This is a genomic window from Lysobacter sp. Root983, assembly GCF_001429345.1.
In the GTDB taxonomy this organism is placed as follows: Bacteria; Pseudomonadota; Gammaproteobacteria; order Xanthomonadales; family Xanthomonadaceae; genus Lysobacter.
Genome location: NZ_LMJO01000012.1, coordinates 463,419 through 477,425 on the forward strand (window position 1 = coordinate 463,419; position 14,007 = coordinate 477,425).

Here is a 14,007-nt window from a genome sequence, read left to right on the forward strand (position 1 = left end):
CTCCACCCCGCATCGCAAGATGCCCACGATTCCGATGCACACGTCGGAACCCCGGAGCCCGTGTCCCGTGTCCCCAGGACCGATCGAAGATTTCCTCGCCCATCTGCAAGTCGAGCGGCGCATGTCCGCGCATACGCTCGACGCGTACCGCCGCGATCTGACTACGCTCGCCGACTGGTCGCAGACCCAGGGTGCCGATCCGCTGGCCCTGCACACCGAACAACTGCGCGCCTTCATCGCCGCCGAACACCGACGCGGGCTTACGCCCAAGAGCCTGCAACGTCGTCTCTCCGCCTGCCGCAGTTTCTACGGATGGCTGCTCAAGCAAGGCCGCATCGACACCAGCCCGGCCGCCGCGATCCGCGCGCCCAAGGCGCCGCGCAAACTGCCGCAGGTCTTGGATCCCGATGAAGCCAAGGCCCTGGTCGAAGTGCCGACCGACGTGCCGCTGGGTTTGCGCGACCGCGCCCTGCTGGAATTGTTCTATTCCTCCGGCCTGCGATTGAGCGAACTGTGCGGCCTGCGTTGGCGCGACCTGGATCTGTCCGACGGCCTGGTCAGCGTGCTCGGCAAGGGCAACAAACAACGCAGCGTGCCGCTGGGTTCGCACGCGCGCACGGCGCTGGGCGAATGGCGCGCGTCCACCGGCGCGGTCAACGAGGCGCCGGTGTTTCCGGGGCGCGGCGGCACGCCGATCACCCCGCGCGCGGTGCAACTGCGCCTGCGTCAGCTCGCCCAGCGCCAGGGCCTGTTCAAGCGCGTGCATCCGCATTTGCTGCGGCATTCCTTCGCCAGCCACATCCTCGAATCCTCCGGCGACCTGCGCGGCGTGCAGGAACTGCTGGGGCACGCCGACATCGCCACCACGCAGATCTACACCCACTTGGATTTCCAGCACCTGGCCAAGGTCTACGACGCCGCGCATCCGCGCGCCAAGCGCAAGGCCGACAAAGAAGGCGCGTAAGCGCTACGGGCCCGGGCAAATCCGGACCCGCCGAACCGGCAGACCGAAAGACGATCCGGGCGTGATCGCCGACCGTCTGCAAGCCGAGGCTTGGCGCGCCTGTATCGCCGGGCCGCCAGCGCCCGCAGACTCAGTGGCGGGCGCGATGGCGCTCTAGAACCCGAGTACCTCGCCGTCCAGCGGCATCTGCTTGCGATGCTCGACGCGCTCGGGGCTGAACTTCGCGTCTGGATCGATCGCGTTGGTCAGCGTCCAGGTACCCGGCGATGCATAGGCATCGAACACGAACGGCAGGCCTTCCGAGCCCTCGAAGGTCGCGGCGTTGGACACGTGGATATGCAGGTGCGGACCGTTGGTGTTACCCGATTGTCCGAGCCGTCCCAATACCTGGCCGCGGTGCAGCTTCTGTCCCGCCTTCACCGCCACGCTGCCGGGCTGCAGATGCGCGTAATGCACGAACACGTCCGGGGCGATCTGCAGCACCACGTAGTTGCCGTACAGGCCGTGGGCGGTCAGCGACTCGGGTTCGGCTTGCGCTTCCAGGGGCGCGTGATCGGGCGTGCCGTCGCGGACATCGCGCACCACGCCGTCGGCGACCGCGAGCACCTCGGTGCCGTAGCCGATCCAGTCCTCGCGTTTGCTCTTGGTCAGATCCATGGCGCCATCGCGCAGCACACGGCCATTGCCGTCCAGGCCGAACACATCCAAGGCATAGCGCTGCGGAATGGTGACCTGGCCGTTGGCCGCGACCAGGCTGCCCCAATGGTGCGAGCGCGAATTGCCCGGGCCTTCGCCGGCCAGCCACAGTCCTGCGCGTAGCGGCGGCCCCAGCTTCACCGGCGGCTTGGTGTCGACCACGACGCGCGCGCCGTCGACCAGGTTGAGGGCGCCCTTGGCGTCGACGAATTCGAGGCGATGGCGCAACACGCGCGGCGCCGGTCGATCGGTCGGCAGGGTCAGCCATAGGAACGCGATCGCGCGCATGCCTGCGGCGACCGGCACGCTGTCGCTCGCCGCGGCGTCGTCGGCGGGGCGGGGCTGCACGATCTGGACCAACGCCTGACCCTCGTAGCTCGCCAAGGGCCGGGTGTCGCCGTCGGCGAACACCTCGATGCGGCGCAAGCGCAGCACGCCGGTATCGCGGTAGAAATTCGTCACATGCAGTTCGTAGGCCAGATGCGTGCGGCCATCGCCGCCGACCACCGGCGCGGGCGCCCAGGGATTGCGCACCTCGACCGGCGCCAAGGCGCGCTCGGCGCTCGCGGCTTGCGCCGCGAACAGGCCCAGCGCGGCGAGCAAGAAACAAGCGCCGACGCCGCGCGAGCGGGACGCGGTTGTCGAACAAAAACGGGTGCTGAAGCGCATGCGAAGGTCCTGGCGGGGAGGGCTTGCATCGTGGGCGTGCGGCCCATAGTAGCGGCAGTCCGCGCGCCGTCCGGGCACCGAAGCGCACGCGACCGTGGCCGCCTGCGCCCCTTGCGCCGGCGCCGGCCGGCCCCATCAAGGGAATTCGTATCCCGGAGGCCGTATGGACCCCAGCCAGAACCCCAACACCTTCCACGCCACCACGATCGTCTCGGTGCGCCGCAACGGTCGCGTGGCCGTAGCCGGCGATGGACAGGTGACCTTGGGGCATACCGTAATGAAGTCCAACGCGCGCAAGGTGCGCCGCCTCGGTCGCGACGGCCAGGTGCTGGCCGGCTTCGCCGGCGCCGCCGCCGATGCCTTCACCCTGTTCGAATTGTTCGAAGCCAAGCTCGAGAAGCACGGTCAGCTCACCCGCGCCGCGGTCGAACTGGCCAAGGATTGGCGCACCGAGCGCCGCCTGGGCAAGCTCGAGGCCTTGCTCGCGGTCGCCGACAGGGAAACTTCGCTGATCATCAGCGGCACCGGCGACGTGATCGAACCCGAGGACGGCATCATCGCGATCGGGTCCGGCGGCATGTACGCCCTATCGGCCGCGCGCGCGCTGATGGCGCACACCCAACTCGACGCCCGCACCATCGCCACCGAGGCGATCGGCATCGCCGGCGACGTCTGCATCTACACCAATCGGAACGTGGTGGTGGAGGAGCTAGGAGTGAGCGGACAGGAGTGAGGCGTGAGCTAACGCCGCGTCCTCATCGTTGTTCCGCCCGCCCAGGCCTTCGCTCGCTACTCACTTCTCTGGACTCACTACTCGCCTTATGAAACCCGACAACAGCCACGCCACCATGACTCCGCGCGAAATCGTGCAGGAGTTGGACCGTCACATCATCGGCCAGCAAGCGGCCAAGCGCGCGGTCGCGATCGCGCTGCGCAACCGCTGGCGGCGCATGCAGCTCGCGCCGGATCTGCGCAACGAGGTGATGCCCAAGAACATCCTGATGATCGGCCCGACCGGCGTCGGCAAGACCGAGATCGCGCGTCGCCTGGCGACGCTGGCCAACGCGCCCTTCGTCAAGGTCGAAGCCACCCGCTTCACCGAGGTCGGCTACGTCGGCAAGGACGTGGAGCAGATCGTGCGCGACCTGGCCGACACCGCGGTCAAGCTGTACCGCGAGCAGGCCAAGCAGCGCGTGCGCACCCAGGCCGAGGAGCGCGCCGAAGACCGCATCCTCGACGCCCTGCTGCCCAAGCGCATTCCCGGCGGCTTCGGCTTCGGCGCCGACACCCCGGCGCAGGACCATCAGGCCCCCGACAACGACACCCGCGCCAAGCTGCGCAAGCAGCTGCGTGCCGGCGAGCTCGACGAGCGCGAGATCGAGATCGAAACCGCGGTCAATCTCGGCGTCGACATCATGGCTCCTCCGGGCATGGAAGAGATGGGCCAGCAGCTGCGCCAGATGTTCTCGCAGGTGTCGGGCGGCAAGACCCACAAGCGCCAGCTCACGATCAAGGCCGCGCGCCCGCAGCTGATCGAGGAAGAGGCCGGCAAACTGGTCAACGAGGACGAAGTGCGCGAGGCCGCGATCGAAGCCTGCGAACAGCACGGCATCGTCTTCATCGACGAGATCGACAAGGTCGCCAAGCGTTCCGAGAACGTAGGCGGCGGCGACGTCAGCCGCGAGGGCGTGCAGCGCGACCTGCTGCCGCTGGTCGAGGGTTCGACCGTGAGCACCAAGTACGGCGCGGTCAAGACCGACCACATCCTGTTCATCGCCTCCGGCGCCTTCCATCTGGCCAAGCCCAGCGACCTGATCCCCGAGTTGCAGGGCCGCTTCCCGATCCGGGTCGAGCTGAGCGCGCTGAGCAAGGACGACTTCGTGCGCATCCTGACCGAGCCCAAGGCCGCGCTGACCACCCAGTACGTCGAACTGCTGCGCACCGAGGGCGTGACGCTGTCCTTCAGCGCCGACGCCGTCGATCGCCTGGCCGAGATCGCCGCCCAGGTCAACGAGCGCCAGGAGAACATCGGCGCGCGCCGCCTGCACACCGTGCTCGAACGCCTGCTCGATACCCTCAGCTACGAGGCGCCCGACCGCGGTGGTCAAGCCGTGGCGATCGACCGCGCCTACGTCGACGCCCACCTGGGCGAGCTGGTCCAGGACCCGGATCTGAGCCGCTACATCCTCTGATCCGAACCGCGGCGGCCGCGACTTGCGGCCGCCGTGTCAGGTTTTCCGGCCCCGGGCAGACTATGCAGGCAGGGGACCCAGGAAGACCGGTATGGACAACACCGCGGAAGCGGTAACGAGGCAGGGCAGCGACGCCGACGCGCCCGCGCGCGTCGGTGCGGCCGAGGCGCCGGATTTCGACGGCGTGCTGCGCGAACACGGGCCCATGCTCAGCCGCATCGCCGGCAGCTACCAGTCCGAGCCCGGCCGCCGCGAGGACCTGCTGCAGGAAATCAGCCTGGCGCTGTGGCGTGCCCTGCCGGGCTGGCGCGGCGAAGCTTCGCTGCGCACCTTCATCGCCCGGGTCGCCCACAACCGTGCCATCGATTACCTCGCCCGCCACCGCCGGGTCGAGGACGAGCTCGACGAAAGCCATCCCGATCCGGGCGACGACCCCTTGCGCCACGCCGAGACGCAACAGCGTCGTCGCAACCTGCTGGAGGCCGTGCGGCAGCTGCCGCTGGGCCAGCGCCAGGTGGTCGTGCTGGCCCTGGAAGGTTTTTCCCTGCGCGAGATCGGCGACTCGCTGGGCTTGGAAGAAAACACCGTCGCGCAACGGCTCAGCCGCGCGCGCCGGGACCTGCGCGACAGCCTGGGAGCATCGGCATGAGCGACCCGAATTTCGACTGGGGCAGTCTGGGCGACGAGTGGCGCGCGCAGCCCAGCGCGGGGATCGAAGTCGATCGCCTGCGCGCCGAGGTCCGCAAGCGCGGCCGCGCCCTGCGCCGGGCTCTGCTCGCTGAAGTGGCGCTCACGCTGGCGTGCCTGGCCACGCTGGTCTGGCTGATGCTCAAGACCGACGCTTCCGATCCGATGATGCTGGTGTTCGCTCTGCTGATTCCGACCTCGATCGGTTTCCAGCTGTGGTCGCTATGGCTGCGCCGTCGCCAGTTGCGCGACGACGGCCTGGACGCCGCGGCCATGCTGGAGCTGGAGATCGGCCGGGTGCACAGCGGTCTGCGCTACTGGCGCCACGGCACCTGGTACGGCGTACTGCTGTTGCTGGGCGTCTATGCCGTCGCATTGGCCGGCCTGAACCACGCCAACCCGATGCACACCGGCGGCATGATCGGCGGCGCGATCGGCGGCGGCCTCGGCGTGCTGGTCTCGGCGGCCACGTCCTGGTTCAAGCACCGCGCCGCGCGCAGCCGCCTGGCCTATCTGCGCGAACTGCAGGCGCAGTTGAACGACGGCGGCGCCTAACCGCTCCACCGCGTCGCGGACGGCGACGCGGTGGCCGCTTGCGCGCACCTGGCCGCGCTCGGTTAGCCTGTGGCGCATGTCCGCAGCCATCCACTCCGCAGCGACCGCGCGCACTGTCCTGGTGATCGGTGCCGACGGTTTCCTTGCCGGTTACATCCTCGCCGCGTTGCGGCGCGCGGGCTGGCGCGTGCTGCGCGGCGTGCGTCGCGGCGGTGTCCTGGGCGAGGACGAGCGCTATTGCGACCTCACCCGTTTGACCCGCGAGCAGGACTGGCAGCCGCTGCTGACCGGCGTCGACGCGGTGGTCAATGCGTCGGGCATCCTGCGCGAAGTCGGCCGCCAGCGTTTCGACTGCATCCATGTCGACGCGCCGTTCGCGCTGGCACGCGCCTGCGCGAGCGCCGGCGTCGCGCGCTACGTGCAGGTGTCGGCGCTGGGCCGCCCCGAGGATGGCGAATTCATCGCCTCCAAACATCGTTTCGACGAGGTGCTGCTGGCCTTGCCCCTGGACGCGATCGTGCTGCGCCCGTCGGTGGTCTACGCCACCTCGGGTTCGTACGGCGGTACTTCGCTGCTGCGCGCCTTGGCTGCGTTCCCCGGCGCGCAGGTGCTGCCGGGCGACGGGCATTGGCCGATCCAGCCGCTCGCGGCCGAGGACCTGGGCGAGTTGGTCGCGCGTGCGCTCGATACAGGCACGCGTGGCGTATACGAAGTCGGTGGCCCGCAGCCGACCAGCCTGCGCGACTACCAGCGCCAGTGGCGGCGCTGGCTGCGTATCGATGGCCAGCGCGTCTGGCAGGTGCCGCAGGCCCTGGTCTCGCTGCAGGTGCGGGTCGGCGAATGGCTGGGGCGCGGTCCGGTCGGCGAGACCATGTGGCGCATGCTCCGGCGCGGCAACGTGACCGCGCCGCAGGCGTCCGCGCGGCTGCGTGAGACCTTCGGCTTCGCGCCGCGCGCCCTGTCCGAAGTGCTGGCCGCGCATCCCAGCCAGGTGCAGGACCGTTGGCAGGCGCAGCTGTATTTCCTCGCGCCGACCTTGCGCGTGGCCATCGTCGCGCTGTGGTTGCTGTCGGCCTGGGCCGGATGGGCCGCGCCGGCGGCGGATATCGACGTGCTCGCATCGGGCTCGGTCTTGCAGCATCTGGCGCCGGTCGCGCTGGCGCGCATCACCGCGACGCTGGACCTGGTGCTGGCCGTATGGCTTGCGAGCGGCTGGCGACCGCGTTGGGCCCTGGGCCTGATGGGGCTCAGCGTGGCCGCCTACACCCTGGCGTTCGGCTTGGCCTTACCGGGGCTGTGGCTGGATCCGCTGGGCGGACTGGCCAAGAATCTGCTGGTGCTGCCGGCGCTGGCGGTGGCCTGGGTGCTGGCGGAGCGGAGATGAGCATGGCCTATCTGTGGGTGAAGTGGCTGCACATCCTGTCCTCGACGCTATTGTTCGGCACCGGCCTGGGCATCGCGTTCTTCTTCTGGCTCGCGCATCGGCGCGGCGACGCGCGCGTGATCGCCGAGACCGCGCGCACCGTGGTGATCGCCGACGCCTGTTTCACCGCGCCGGCGGTGGTCGTGCAGTTCTTCAGCGGCCTGTGGCTGGCGCATACCCTGGGCCTGCCGTTCGAGTTGTTCTGGTTGAAGACGGCGCTGCTGCTGTTCTTCGTGATCGGCGCCTGCTGGCTGCCGGTGCTGTGGCTGCAGTTGCGCGCGCGCGACTTGGCGCGGGTCGCGGCGCGCGACGGCACGCCCTTGCCGCCGGCCTACCACCGCACCATGCGCTGGTGGTTCTGGTTGGGTTGGCCGGCCTTCCTCAGCGTGCTCGCGATCTTCTGGCTGATGGTGCTCAAGCCGGTGTAGCGGCACGCGGGCGGGCGCCCGCGTGCCGCCTGGCGATCAATCTTCGCCGACCCGGGTCCAGCCTTGCGGCGCGGCCAGCGAGGGCGTGAGCTTGAGGCCGCTGTCCAGGCGCAGGTCGCGCACCACGATCGAATACGCCGCCTTGCCCTGACGGTCGCTGCCGACCAGCTTCAGCAGCACGCCGGTATCGCTGTCGACCCACATGCGGAAGCGCTCGGCGCCGAGTTTGCGGCCCAGGTAGTCGCCGTGCTTGCCGGCGACCACGGTCGCGTCGCGGCCGAGCAGGCGTTGGTGGCCGGCGATGCGCACGTCTTCGGTGGACAGCCAGAACGCGTAGTTCTGCGGCGACAGCACCGCGTCGGCGCCGACCGCGCCGGCCGGATCGGGACGGTGCACGAACACCGGCTCGCAGCGCGCGTTGCGGTACTGGCGCGCGCCGCTGGGCGCGGGCGCGTCCAGGGTGCGGGTTTCGCTATAGGACGCGGTCTGCGGATACAGGCTGAGGGTGGTGCCGGCGCGGCTCACATGCTCTTCGACGCGGCCGCGGTCGCGCGCGATGCGCACGAAGCTGGTGCGCGCGGATTGCGAGACCTCGAAATCGATCGCTTCGTCCTGGCCGTTGTTGCCGAAGCGCACGTCCACCGAGCCGGCGGCGTCGCGGTAGCGGTCGACGGCGTCGAGCATGCGTTGCTGCAAGGCGGCGACGCGCGCGTCCTGCGGCGCCACGGCGGCGCAGCGGCCGCTCAGATCGCGATCGGCTTCGGTCACGCGCGGAGCGGCGTCGGCCGCGGCCAGGCCGTTGAAATACAGCTGCACGATGTCGGCGCCGTTGCGGCCGTTGCCGCTGGGGGTGACGGTGAACAAATAGCCGTAGCCGTAGCCGACGTAATTCCAGCCACCGGGCGCGGTGTTCTGGTTGATGGCCGCGGTCTGCTGCGAGCCGTTGGCGGTGTTGATCACGTTGTAGCGCGCGTAGGCGTCGGTGAAGGCGGCGTTGTTGAGCCAGGCGTAGAAGCTGTAATAGCGGTCGGTGCCGGGGAAGAAGTAGCCGTACCAGCCGCTGTTGGTGGAATTGAGCCGATCGTCGCCGTTCCAGTCGCCGGCCTGGCCGCTGCGGTAGACGTAGTTGTGGCCGCCCATATTGCTGCAATTGGGGTATTGGCCGGCGGAGCGGTCGTTGTCGCACTGATAACTGCCGGCCCAGGCCGGGGCCGCGCACAGGCCGGCGGCGGCGATGGCGCCGAAGATCAGCGCGCGCTTACGCATTACGTTCATTCAATCTCCTTGAGTACCGCTGCATGGATGGACGCACCATTCCATTGATCACCCCTGCACGGCCAAGGGTAGCACCGTCGCATGACGGCGGATCGCGGTCTCAAGCCACTTCGATACGCGAGCGCGACGCGCACAGGCGTCGCGCTCGCGCAGCGCGTTCAGTCTTCGCCGATGTCTTCGTTCCAGACCTCCGGATGCGCGGCGATGTAACCGCCGAGCAGGTCGATGCATTCGCCATCGTTGAGGTCGATCACTTCCACGCCGCTTTCGCGCAGCCAGTCGACGCCGCCCTGGAAGTTGACCGATTCGCCGACCACCACCGTGCCGATGTTGAACTGGCGCACCAGGCCGCTGCAGTACCAGCACGGCGCCAGCGTGGTGACCATGATGGTGTCGCGGTAACGGCGCTGGCGGCCGGCCTTGCGGAAGGCGTCGGTCTCGCCGTGCACGGAGGGGTCGCCTTCCTGGATGCGGCGGTTGTGGCCGCAGCCGAGCAGGCGGCCGTCGTTGTGGTACAGCGCCGCGCCGATCGGGATGCCGCCCTCGGCCAGGCCCTGGCGGGCCTCGGCGACGGCGGTGGCGAGCAGAGCGCGGTAGTCGGGGGTGGCGATCATGCGGAGCTCCTGAAGACAGAGGCGCAGTCTGGCGCGCGCACGCGACGCGGTCGAGAGCCGCGGCGCGGGCATAATCGACGCCTCCGCCGCCACGCCGACCCTCCGCGCCGCATGATCTTCTGGAGCCTTGTGTTCGCGATCGGCGCCGGCCAGGCCGCGCTGCTGGCGCTCGCCCTATGGCGGCGGCCGGTGAACGCGCAGGCCAATCGGGTGCTGGCGGGCTGGGTGGCGCTGATCGGCGTCGATCTGGCGGTGAAGGCCGCGTACTTCCACGGCCCGGCGCCGGAGTTGCTGAAGGCCTACCGCCTGGTCGGCCTGTTCCCGTTCCTGTACGGCAGCCTGTTCTATCTGTACGTGCGCGCGCTGACCGAGGCGCGCGGCCTGGATCGCCGCGACCTCGTGCACCTGGCCGGCTTCGCGGTGTCGCTGCTGCCCAACCTCGGCGTGTTCCTGCAGGACGCGGCGCAGCAGCGCGCGTTCTTCGAGCACCTGCGTCAGGGCGGCTACTGGCCGGGCCGGCCCTGGCTGGACATCGGGCTGTTCGTCTACAGCCTGAGCTATGTGATCGCCGGTCTGGTGCGCGTGCGCCGCTACCGGCGCGGGCTGTTGCGGCGGCGCTCGGATGCCGATCGCATGTCGCTGCATTGGATCGACGCGATGGCGGTCTCGCAGATCGTGATCTGGTGCATCGCGGTGGTGCAGTGGCTCGCGCGCATTCCCTGGATCGACTACCCGCTGATCTACGGCGCGGTGGTGGGCTGGGTGTTCGTGGTCGGCTATCTGAGCCTGCGCCAGGTCGCGGTAGCGGCCGAACCCGCGCCCGCGTCCGTCGAGGAGGCGAGGGCGGAAGAGCCCGCGGCCGACGATCCGCGCTTCCCCGCGGTCGAGGCGCGACTGGCGCAGCTGATGGCGCAGGAACAGCTGTACCGCGAGCCGGCCTTGACCATCGGCCATCTGGCCAAGCGCAGCGGCTACCCCGAATACCTGGTGTCGGCGGTGATCAACCGACGCTTCGAGGGCCACTTCTGGGATTACATCAACCGCCAGCGCGTCGAAGCCGCGCGCGCCTGCCTGGCCGATCCGGACGAAGCGCGCACCATCCTCGACATCGCCTACGCCTGCGGCTACACCTCCAAGTCCACCTTCAACGCCGCCTTCAAGCGCCAGCTCGGCCAGACGCCCAGCGCCTATCGCCAACGCCACGCGGGCTCAGCCGCGAGCGGCCCCGCTTGAGTAGCCGCGCCGCGCGCCCAGTCGCGCGCGTATCGCCGGCCAGCGCAGCAGCAGTTCGCACAGCGCCAGGTTGAACGTCCAGCAGCCCCAGGCTGCGGCGATGTAGACCGGCAGGAACGGCCACTGCATCGCGCCCGCGCCGACCCCCAGCATGATCCGCAGGGTCACCGCCGAGGCGGTCAGGGCGGCGCTGCGGTACATCCAGCGACGGTGGCGTTCGAAGTCGCGGACGAGGGCGTAGCGGATGCCGACCGCGGTGCAGGCCACCCACACCAGCGCCAGCAGCGCGAAGGCCGAGCCGCTGGCCGCGCCGCCTTGGGAGTGGCGCGCCAGCGACAGCGCCGAGATCGCGGCGATCAGGATCGCGCCCGCATAGAGACCGCCGCCGAGCCGGTGCAAACGCGGCCAGCGCCGGCGGATCCCGCCCAGCAGCTGCAACGGCACCAGCAGCAGGGCCAGCCCGGCGCCGAAGATATGCCCGGGCACGTCCCAGCCGGAGACCGCGAAGCGCGCGTCGAAGGGATTGCCGATGTTGCTGTCGCGGGAGAAGAAGGTGAACGCGTACAGCGCCACCGCCAGGCAGCCCAGGCCGAAGATCAGCGCCGCCCCCCGACGCAACCAGACCGTCCCAGCCGACATAAGCCACCTCCACAGGATTCAGGAGGCTGCAGGGTGGCCGTGGCGGCCTCGTGGGTCGTCCGAACCGGCGGATTCGTACGTCCTGAACGGCGGAATCGGCCGCCCGGGCTCAGGCGCGGCCCGGGCGCAGCAGGTCGATGTGCGGGATGCCGTCTTCGACGTAGGGCTCGGACGAAGGCGCGAAGCCGTGGCGGCCGTAGTAGCCCTGCAGATGGGCTTGGGCGCCGATCTGGATGTCGGCGCCGGGCCAGCGCGCGGCGATCGCCGCCAGCGCGGCCTCGATCATGGGATCGCCCAGGCCCTGGCCGCGGAACGCCGGCGCGGTCAGCACGCGTCCGAAACTGACCTGTGGGTAGCTGAGCCCGGCCGGCAGGATCCGCAGATAGGCCGCGAGCGCGCCGTCGGGCGCGCGCCCGAGCAGGTGCAGGGCCTCGGGGTGGCGGTCCTTGCCGTCCGGGTCCAGATACACGCAGTTCTGCTCGATCACGAACACTTCCGCGCGCAGGCGCAGCAGTTCGTAGAGCTCGTCGCGTTCGAGTTCGGCGTAGGGCTTGGCTTGCCAGTGCAGGGTAGGGGGATGGCTCATGGAAGGATGATGCCGCAGCAGGCGGGCTTGCGCTGCCTTACTCCAGCCACGCCCCGGCCCGCCCGCATGGCGGTCGGGCGCCCGGTGCAGCGCGAGGCAGTGGCTCGCAAGCGCTGCCTCCGTGCACGGGAGAGGGCTGGGGCGCGGTTGGGGCCAGGCCCGTCATTTCCGGAAGCCCCACGAACGCCATGCGATAATCCCGCCCATGAGCGAACAGACCCAAAAACCCGACGACACCACCCATTTCGGTTTCCGCGACGTGCCCAAGGGCGAGAAGCAGAAGCTGGTCGGCGAGGTGTTCTCCTCGGTCGCCGGCAAGTACGACCTGATGAACGACCTGATGAGCCTGGGCGTGCATCGGGTCTGGAAGCGCTATTTCGTGTCCACCGCGCAGGTCAAGCGCGGCGACCGCGTGCTCGACCTGGCCGGCGGCACCGGCGACATCGCCCTGCTGCTGCGCGACCGCGTCGGCGACAGCGGCAGCATCGTGCTGGGCGACATCAACGGCGCCATGCTGCGCGTGGGCCGCGACCGCATGACCGACATGGGCAAGGTCGGCGGCTTCGAGTACGTGCAAATGAACGCCGAGAAGCTGCCGTTCCCGGATGCCAGCTTCGACCTGGTCACCATCGCCTTCGGCCTGCGCAACGTCACCGACAAGGACGCCGCCCTGCGCGAGATGCAGCGCGTGCTCAAGGTCGGCGGCCAGGCGCGGGTGCTGGAGTTCTCGGAAGTGAAGGCCGAGTGGTTCAAGCCGATCTACGACTTCCACTCGTTCAACATTCTGCCCAAGCTGGGCAAGCTGTTCGCCAACGACAGCGACAGCTACCAGTACCTGGCCGAGAGCATCCGCAAGCACCCGCCGCAGGACGAGCTCAAGCGCATGATGGGCGAGGCCGGTTTCGCTCGCTGCGACTACAAGAACCTGTCGGCCGGCATCGTCGCCATCCACACCGGCTACAAGGTCTGAATCCGGCGCCGGAGGCGGGGCGATGGCCCTGTGCAAGTGGTGCGACGAACAACCCGCCGACCCCGCATCGGCGGTGCAGTGGTGGCTGTTCCTGCCCTTGATTTGGCTGTGGATACCGTCGCCGTCGCGCGGAAAGTACTGCAGCGATTGCGCCGGCGGTTTCAACCTGATCGGCGCGCTGGTGTTTATCGCCTCGCTGGCGATCGCCTTCGTGCTATGGGTGATCTTTTGGTAACGCGCCGCGTCGCCGCGTAGGACAGGAACGCCGACATGAACCTCCGCGACTACCGCGACAGTGACTGGCCGCGACTGTGCGAGATCCACGACGCCGCGCGTCGCGACGAACTGGGCGCCAGCGGCCTGATGGACGCGTACCTGAGCCTGGACCAGACCGCCGACAACGAGGGCCTGTTCGACGCCCGTGTGGTCGTCGCCGAGGTCGACGGCCGCGTGCTGGGTTTCGCCGCGTACTCGGATGAAGAGCTGACCTGGCTGTACTGCGACCCGGCCGCGTATCGACAGGGCATCAGCCGCGCGCTGCTGCGCCATGCCGTGGCCGCCTGCGCGGGCGACCTCTACACCGAAGTGCTGGTGGGCAACGAAGCCGCGTTAGCGCTGTACCGCTCGGAGGGATTCGACGTGCAGCGCACGGTGGAAGGCAAGCTCGCCGGCAACGAAGCCTTTGCCGCCTCGGGTTATTACCTCAAGCGCAGCGGCCCAGCCTGAGCGCGCGAGCGCGCCCAGGCGCAGCGCGCTCAGTGCACCAGCTTCAAGCCGATCACGCCGCCCACGATCAGACTCAAACACAGCAGCCGCGCCGCGGTCGCGGGTTCGCCGAACGCGACGATCCCCGCGATCGCCACGCCGACCGTGCCGATACCGACCCAGACCGCGTAAGCGGTACCCACCGGCAGCCACTTCAGGGCCAGCGCCAGCATCGCGAAGCTCGCGACCGCGGACGTCAGCCCGATCACGCTGGGCCATAGACGCGCGAAGCCTTCGCTTTGCTTGAGCGCGATCGCCCACACGATCTCGAGCAGCCCGGCGCCGACCAGCAGCGCCCAGGCCAGCATCGC

At 69.4% G+C, this 14,007-nt stretch carries 17 protein-coding genes; 11 read left to right on the plus strand and 6 right to left on the minus strand.

What is annotated here, in order from left to right; translation table 11 throughout:
* The first annotated feature begins 34 nt into the window (after positions 1 to 34).
* Positions 35 to 964: a tyrosine recombinase XerC gene (xerC, locus tag ASE43_RS09360; RefSeq protein WP_200956259.1), complete on the plus strand. Its 930-nt coding sequence runs from the start codon at positions 35 to 37 to the stop codon at positions 962 to 964.
* Positions 965 to 1,117: 153 nt separating this feature from the next.
* On the opposite strand, the gene ASE43_RS09365 is transcribed toward xerC, so the two are convergent.
* Positions 1,118 to 2,263: a M23 family metallopeptidase gene (locus ASE43_RS09365; protein ID WP_162258778.1), complete on the minus strand. Its 1,146-nt coding sequence runs from the start codon at positions 2,261 to 2,263 to the stop codon at positions 1,118 to 1,120.
* A 229-nt stretch (positions 2,264 to 2,492) separates the two neighbouring features.
* Here ASE43_RS09365 and hslV point away from each other — a divergent pair, with 229 nt between their 5' ends.
* From hslV to ASE43_RS09395, 6 genes are all read left to right on the plus strand, one after another.
* Positions 2,493 to 3,062: an ATP-dependent protease subunit HslV gene (hslV, locus tag ASE43_RS09370; protein WP_056178231.1), complete on the plus strand. Its 570-nt coding sequence runs from the start codon at positions 2,493 to 2,495 to the stop codon at positions 3,060 to 3,062.
* A gap of 115 nt (positions 3,063 to 3,177) precedes the next feature.
* The gene (gene hslU, locus ASE43_RS09375) at positions 3,178 to 4,521 is read left to right on the plus strand and encodes an ATP-dependent protease ATPase subunit HslU (protein WP_056179887.1); all 1,344 of its coding nucleotides are present in this window, start codon (positions 3,178 to 3,180) and stop codon (positions 4,519 to 4,521) included.
* A gap of 91 nt (positions 4,522 to 4,612) precedes the next feature.
* Positions 4,613 to 5,170, plus strand: coding sequence for a sigma-70 family RNA polymerase sigma factor (locus ASE43_RS09380; protein WP_082607206.1), 558 nt, complete (start codon positions 4,613 to 4,615; stop codon positions 5,168 to 5,170).
* A complete protein-coding gene (locus ASE43_RS09385) occupies positions 5,167 to 5,763 on the plus strand; it encodes a hypothetical protein (protein WP_057160273.1) in 597 nt (198 codons plus the stop codon). The genes ASE43_RS09380 and ASE43_RS09385 overlap by 4 nt, the downstream gene beginning before the upstream one ends.
* 76 nt (positions 5,764 to 5,839) lie before the next feature.
* On the plus strand, positions 5,840 to 7,147 hold the full coding sequence (locus tag ASE43_RS09390; RefSeq protein WP_057160274.1) for an SDR family oxidoreductase: 1,308 nt from the start codon (positions 5,840 to 5,842) through the stop codon (positions 7,145 to 7,147).
* Complete coding sequence (locus ASE43_RS09395) at positions 7,144 to 7,614, plus strand: DUF2269 domain-containing protein (RefSeq protein ID WP_057160275.1); 471 nt, start codon at positions 7,144 to 7,146, stop codon at positions 7,612 to 7,614. The genes ASE43_RS09390 and ASE43_RS09395 overlap by 4 nt, the downstream gene beginning before the upstream one ends.
* A 36-nt stretch (positions 7,615 to 7,650) precedes the next feature.
* Here the strand turns inward: ASE43_RS09395 and ASE43_RS09400 are convergent, their stop codons facing one another.
* Both ASE43_RS09400 and ASE43_RS09405 read right to left on the minus strand, forming a co-directional pair.
* Entirely contained in the window at positions 7,651 to 8,889 is a 1,239-nt protein-coding gene (locus tag ASE43_RS09400) for a hypothetical protein (protein ID WP_157499798.1), read from the minus strand.
* Between the two features lie 158 nt (positions 8,890 to 9,047).
* Entirely contained in the window at positions 9,048 to 9,503 is a 456-nt protein-coding gene (locus ASE43_RS09405) for a nucleoside deaminase (protein WP_056178240.1), read from the minus strand.
* A 111-nt stretch (positions 9,504 to 9,614) separates the two neighbouring features.
* On the opposite strand from ASE43_RS09405, the gene ASE43_RS09410 reads away from it, so the two are divergent.
* Positions 9,615 to 10,736, plus strand: a complete 1,122-nt coding sequence (locus ASE43_RS09410) for a helix-turn-helix transcriptional regulator (RefSeq protein WP_057160277.1) — start codon at positions 9,615 to 9,617, stop codon at positions 10,734 to 10,736.
* On the opposite strand, the gene ASE43_RS09415 is transcribed toward ASE43_RS09410, so the two are convergent.
* Entirely contained in the window at positions 10,713 to 11,375 is a 663-nt protein-coding gene (locus ASE43_RS09415; protein WP_057160278.1) for a DUF2306 domain-containing protein, read from the minus strand. The two genes, ASE43_RS09410 and ASE43_RS09415, sit on opposite strands and share 24 nt — an antisense overlap.
* Before the next feature lie 109 nt (positions 11,376 to 11,484).
* Entirely contained in the window at positions 11,485 to 11,961 is a 477-nt protein-coding gene (locus tag ASE43_RS09420; RefSeq protein WP_056178246.1) for a GNAT family N-acetyltransferase, read from the minus strand.
* Between the two features lie 205 nt (positions 11,962 to 12,166).
* On the opposite strand from ASE43_RS09420, the gene ubiE reads away from it, so the two are divergent.
* The 3 genes from ubiE to ASE43_RS09435 are packed head-to-tail and all read left to right on the plus strand — an operon-like array spanning position 12,167 to position 13,657.
* Positions 12,167 to 12,931: a bifunctional demethylmenaquinone methyltransferase/2-methoxy-6-polyprenyl-1,4-benzoquinol methylase UbiE gene (ubiE, locus tag ASE43_RS09425; protein WP_057160279.1), complete on the plus strand. Its 765-nt coding sequence runs from the start codon at positions 12,167 to 12,169 to the stop codon at positions 12,929 to 12,931.
* Between the two features lie 22 nt (positions 12,932 to 12,953).
* Positions 12,954 to 13,166 (plus strand): hypothetical protein, encoded by a 213-nt coding sequence (locus tag ASE43_RS09430; RefSeq protein WP_056178250.1) that lies wholly within the window; start codon positions 12,954 to 12,956, stop codon positions 13,164 to 13,166.
* Positions 13,167 to 13,201: 35 nt separating this feature from the next.
* Positions 13,202 to 13,657: a GNAT family N-acetyltransferase gene (locus ASE43_RS09435; protein WP_057160280.1), complete on the plus strand. Its 456-nt coding sequence runs from the start codon at positions 13,202 to 13,204 to the stop codon at positions 13,655 to 13,657.
* 29 nt (positions 13,658 to 13,686) lie between these two features.
* Here the strand turns inward: ASE43_RS09435 and ASE43_RS09440 are convergent, their stop codons facing one another.
* A complete protein-coding gene (locus ASE43_RS09440; RefSeq protein ID WP_056179893.1) occupies positions 13,687 to 14,001 on the minus strand; it encodes a multidrug efflux SMR transporter in 315 nt (104 codons plus the stop codon).
* Between the last annotated feature and the right edge of the window lie 6 nt (positions 14,002 to 14,007).

Bases quoted from the DNA above. Each gene is read 5' to 3' on its own strand.
- hslU (WP_056179887.1), top strand. From the start codon at position 3,178: ATGACTCCGCGCGAAATCGTGCAGGAGTTGGACCGTCACATCATCGGC.
- ASE43_RS09390 (WP_057160274.1), top strand. From the start codon at position 5,840: ATGTCCGCAGCCATCCACTCCGCAGCGACCGCGCGCACTGTCCTGGTG.
- ASE43_RS09430 (WP_056178250.1), top strand. From the start codon at position 12,954: ATGGCCCTGTGCAAGTGGTGCGACGAACAACCCGCCGACCCCGCATCG.
- ASE43_RS09385 (WP_057160273.1), top strand. From the start codon at position 5,167: ATGAGCGACCCGAATTTCGACTGGGGCAGTCTGGGCGACGAGTGGCGC.
- xerC (WP_200956259.1), top strand. From the start codon at position 35: ATGCACACGTCGGAACCCCGGAGCCCGTGTCCCGTGTCCCCAGGACCG.
- ASE43_RS09395 (WP_057160275.1), top strand. From the start codon at position 7,144: ATGAGCATGGCCTATCTGTGGGTGAAGTGGCTGCACATCCTGTCCTCG.
- ASE43_RS09410 (WP_057160277.1), top strand. From the start codon at position 9,615: ATGATCTTCTGGAGCCTTGTGTTCGCGATCGGCGCCGGCCAGGCCGCG.
- ubiE (WP_057160279.1), top strand. From the start codon at position 12,167: ATGAGCGAACAGACCCAAAAACCCGACGACACCACCCATTTCGGTTTC.
- ASE43_RS09420 (WP_056178246.1), bottom strand. From the start codon at position 11,961: ATGAGCCATCCCCCTACCCTGCACTGGCAAGCCAAGCCCTACGCCGAA.
- ASE43_RS09405 (WP_056178240.1), bottom strand. From the start codon at position 9,503: ATGATCGCCACCCCCGACTACCGCGCTCTGCTCGCCACCGCCGTCGCC.
- ASE43_RS09415 (WP_057160278.1), bottom strand. From the start codon at position 11,375: ATGTCGGCTGGGACGGTCTGGTTGCGTCGGGGGGCGGCGCTGATCTTC.
- ASE43_RS09400 (WP_157499798.1), bottom strand. From the start codon at position 8,889: ATGAACGTAATGCGTAAGCGCGCGCTGATCTTCGGCGCCATCGCCGCC.
- ASE43_RS09435 (WP_057160280.1), top strand. From the start codon at position 13,202: ATGAACCTCCGCGACTACCGCGACAGTGACTGGCCGCGACTGTGCGAG.
- ASE43_RS09380 (WP_082607206.1), top strand. From the start codon at position 4,613: ATGGACAACACCGCGGAAGCGGTAACGAGGCAGGGCAGCGACGCCGAC.
- hslV (WP_056178231.1), top strand. From the start codon at position 2,493: ATGGACCCCAGCCAGAACCCCAACACCTTCCACGCCACCACGATCGTC.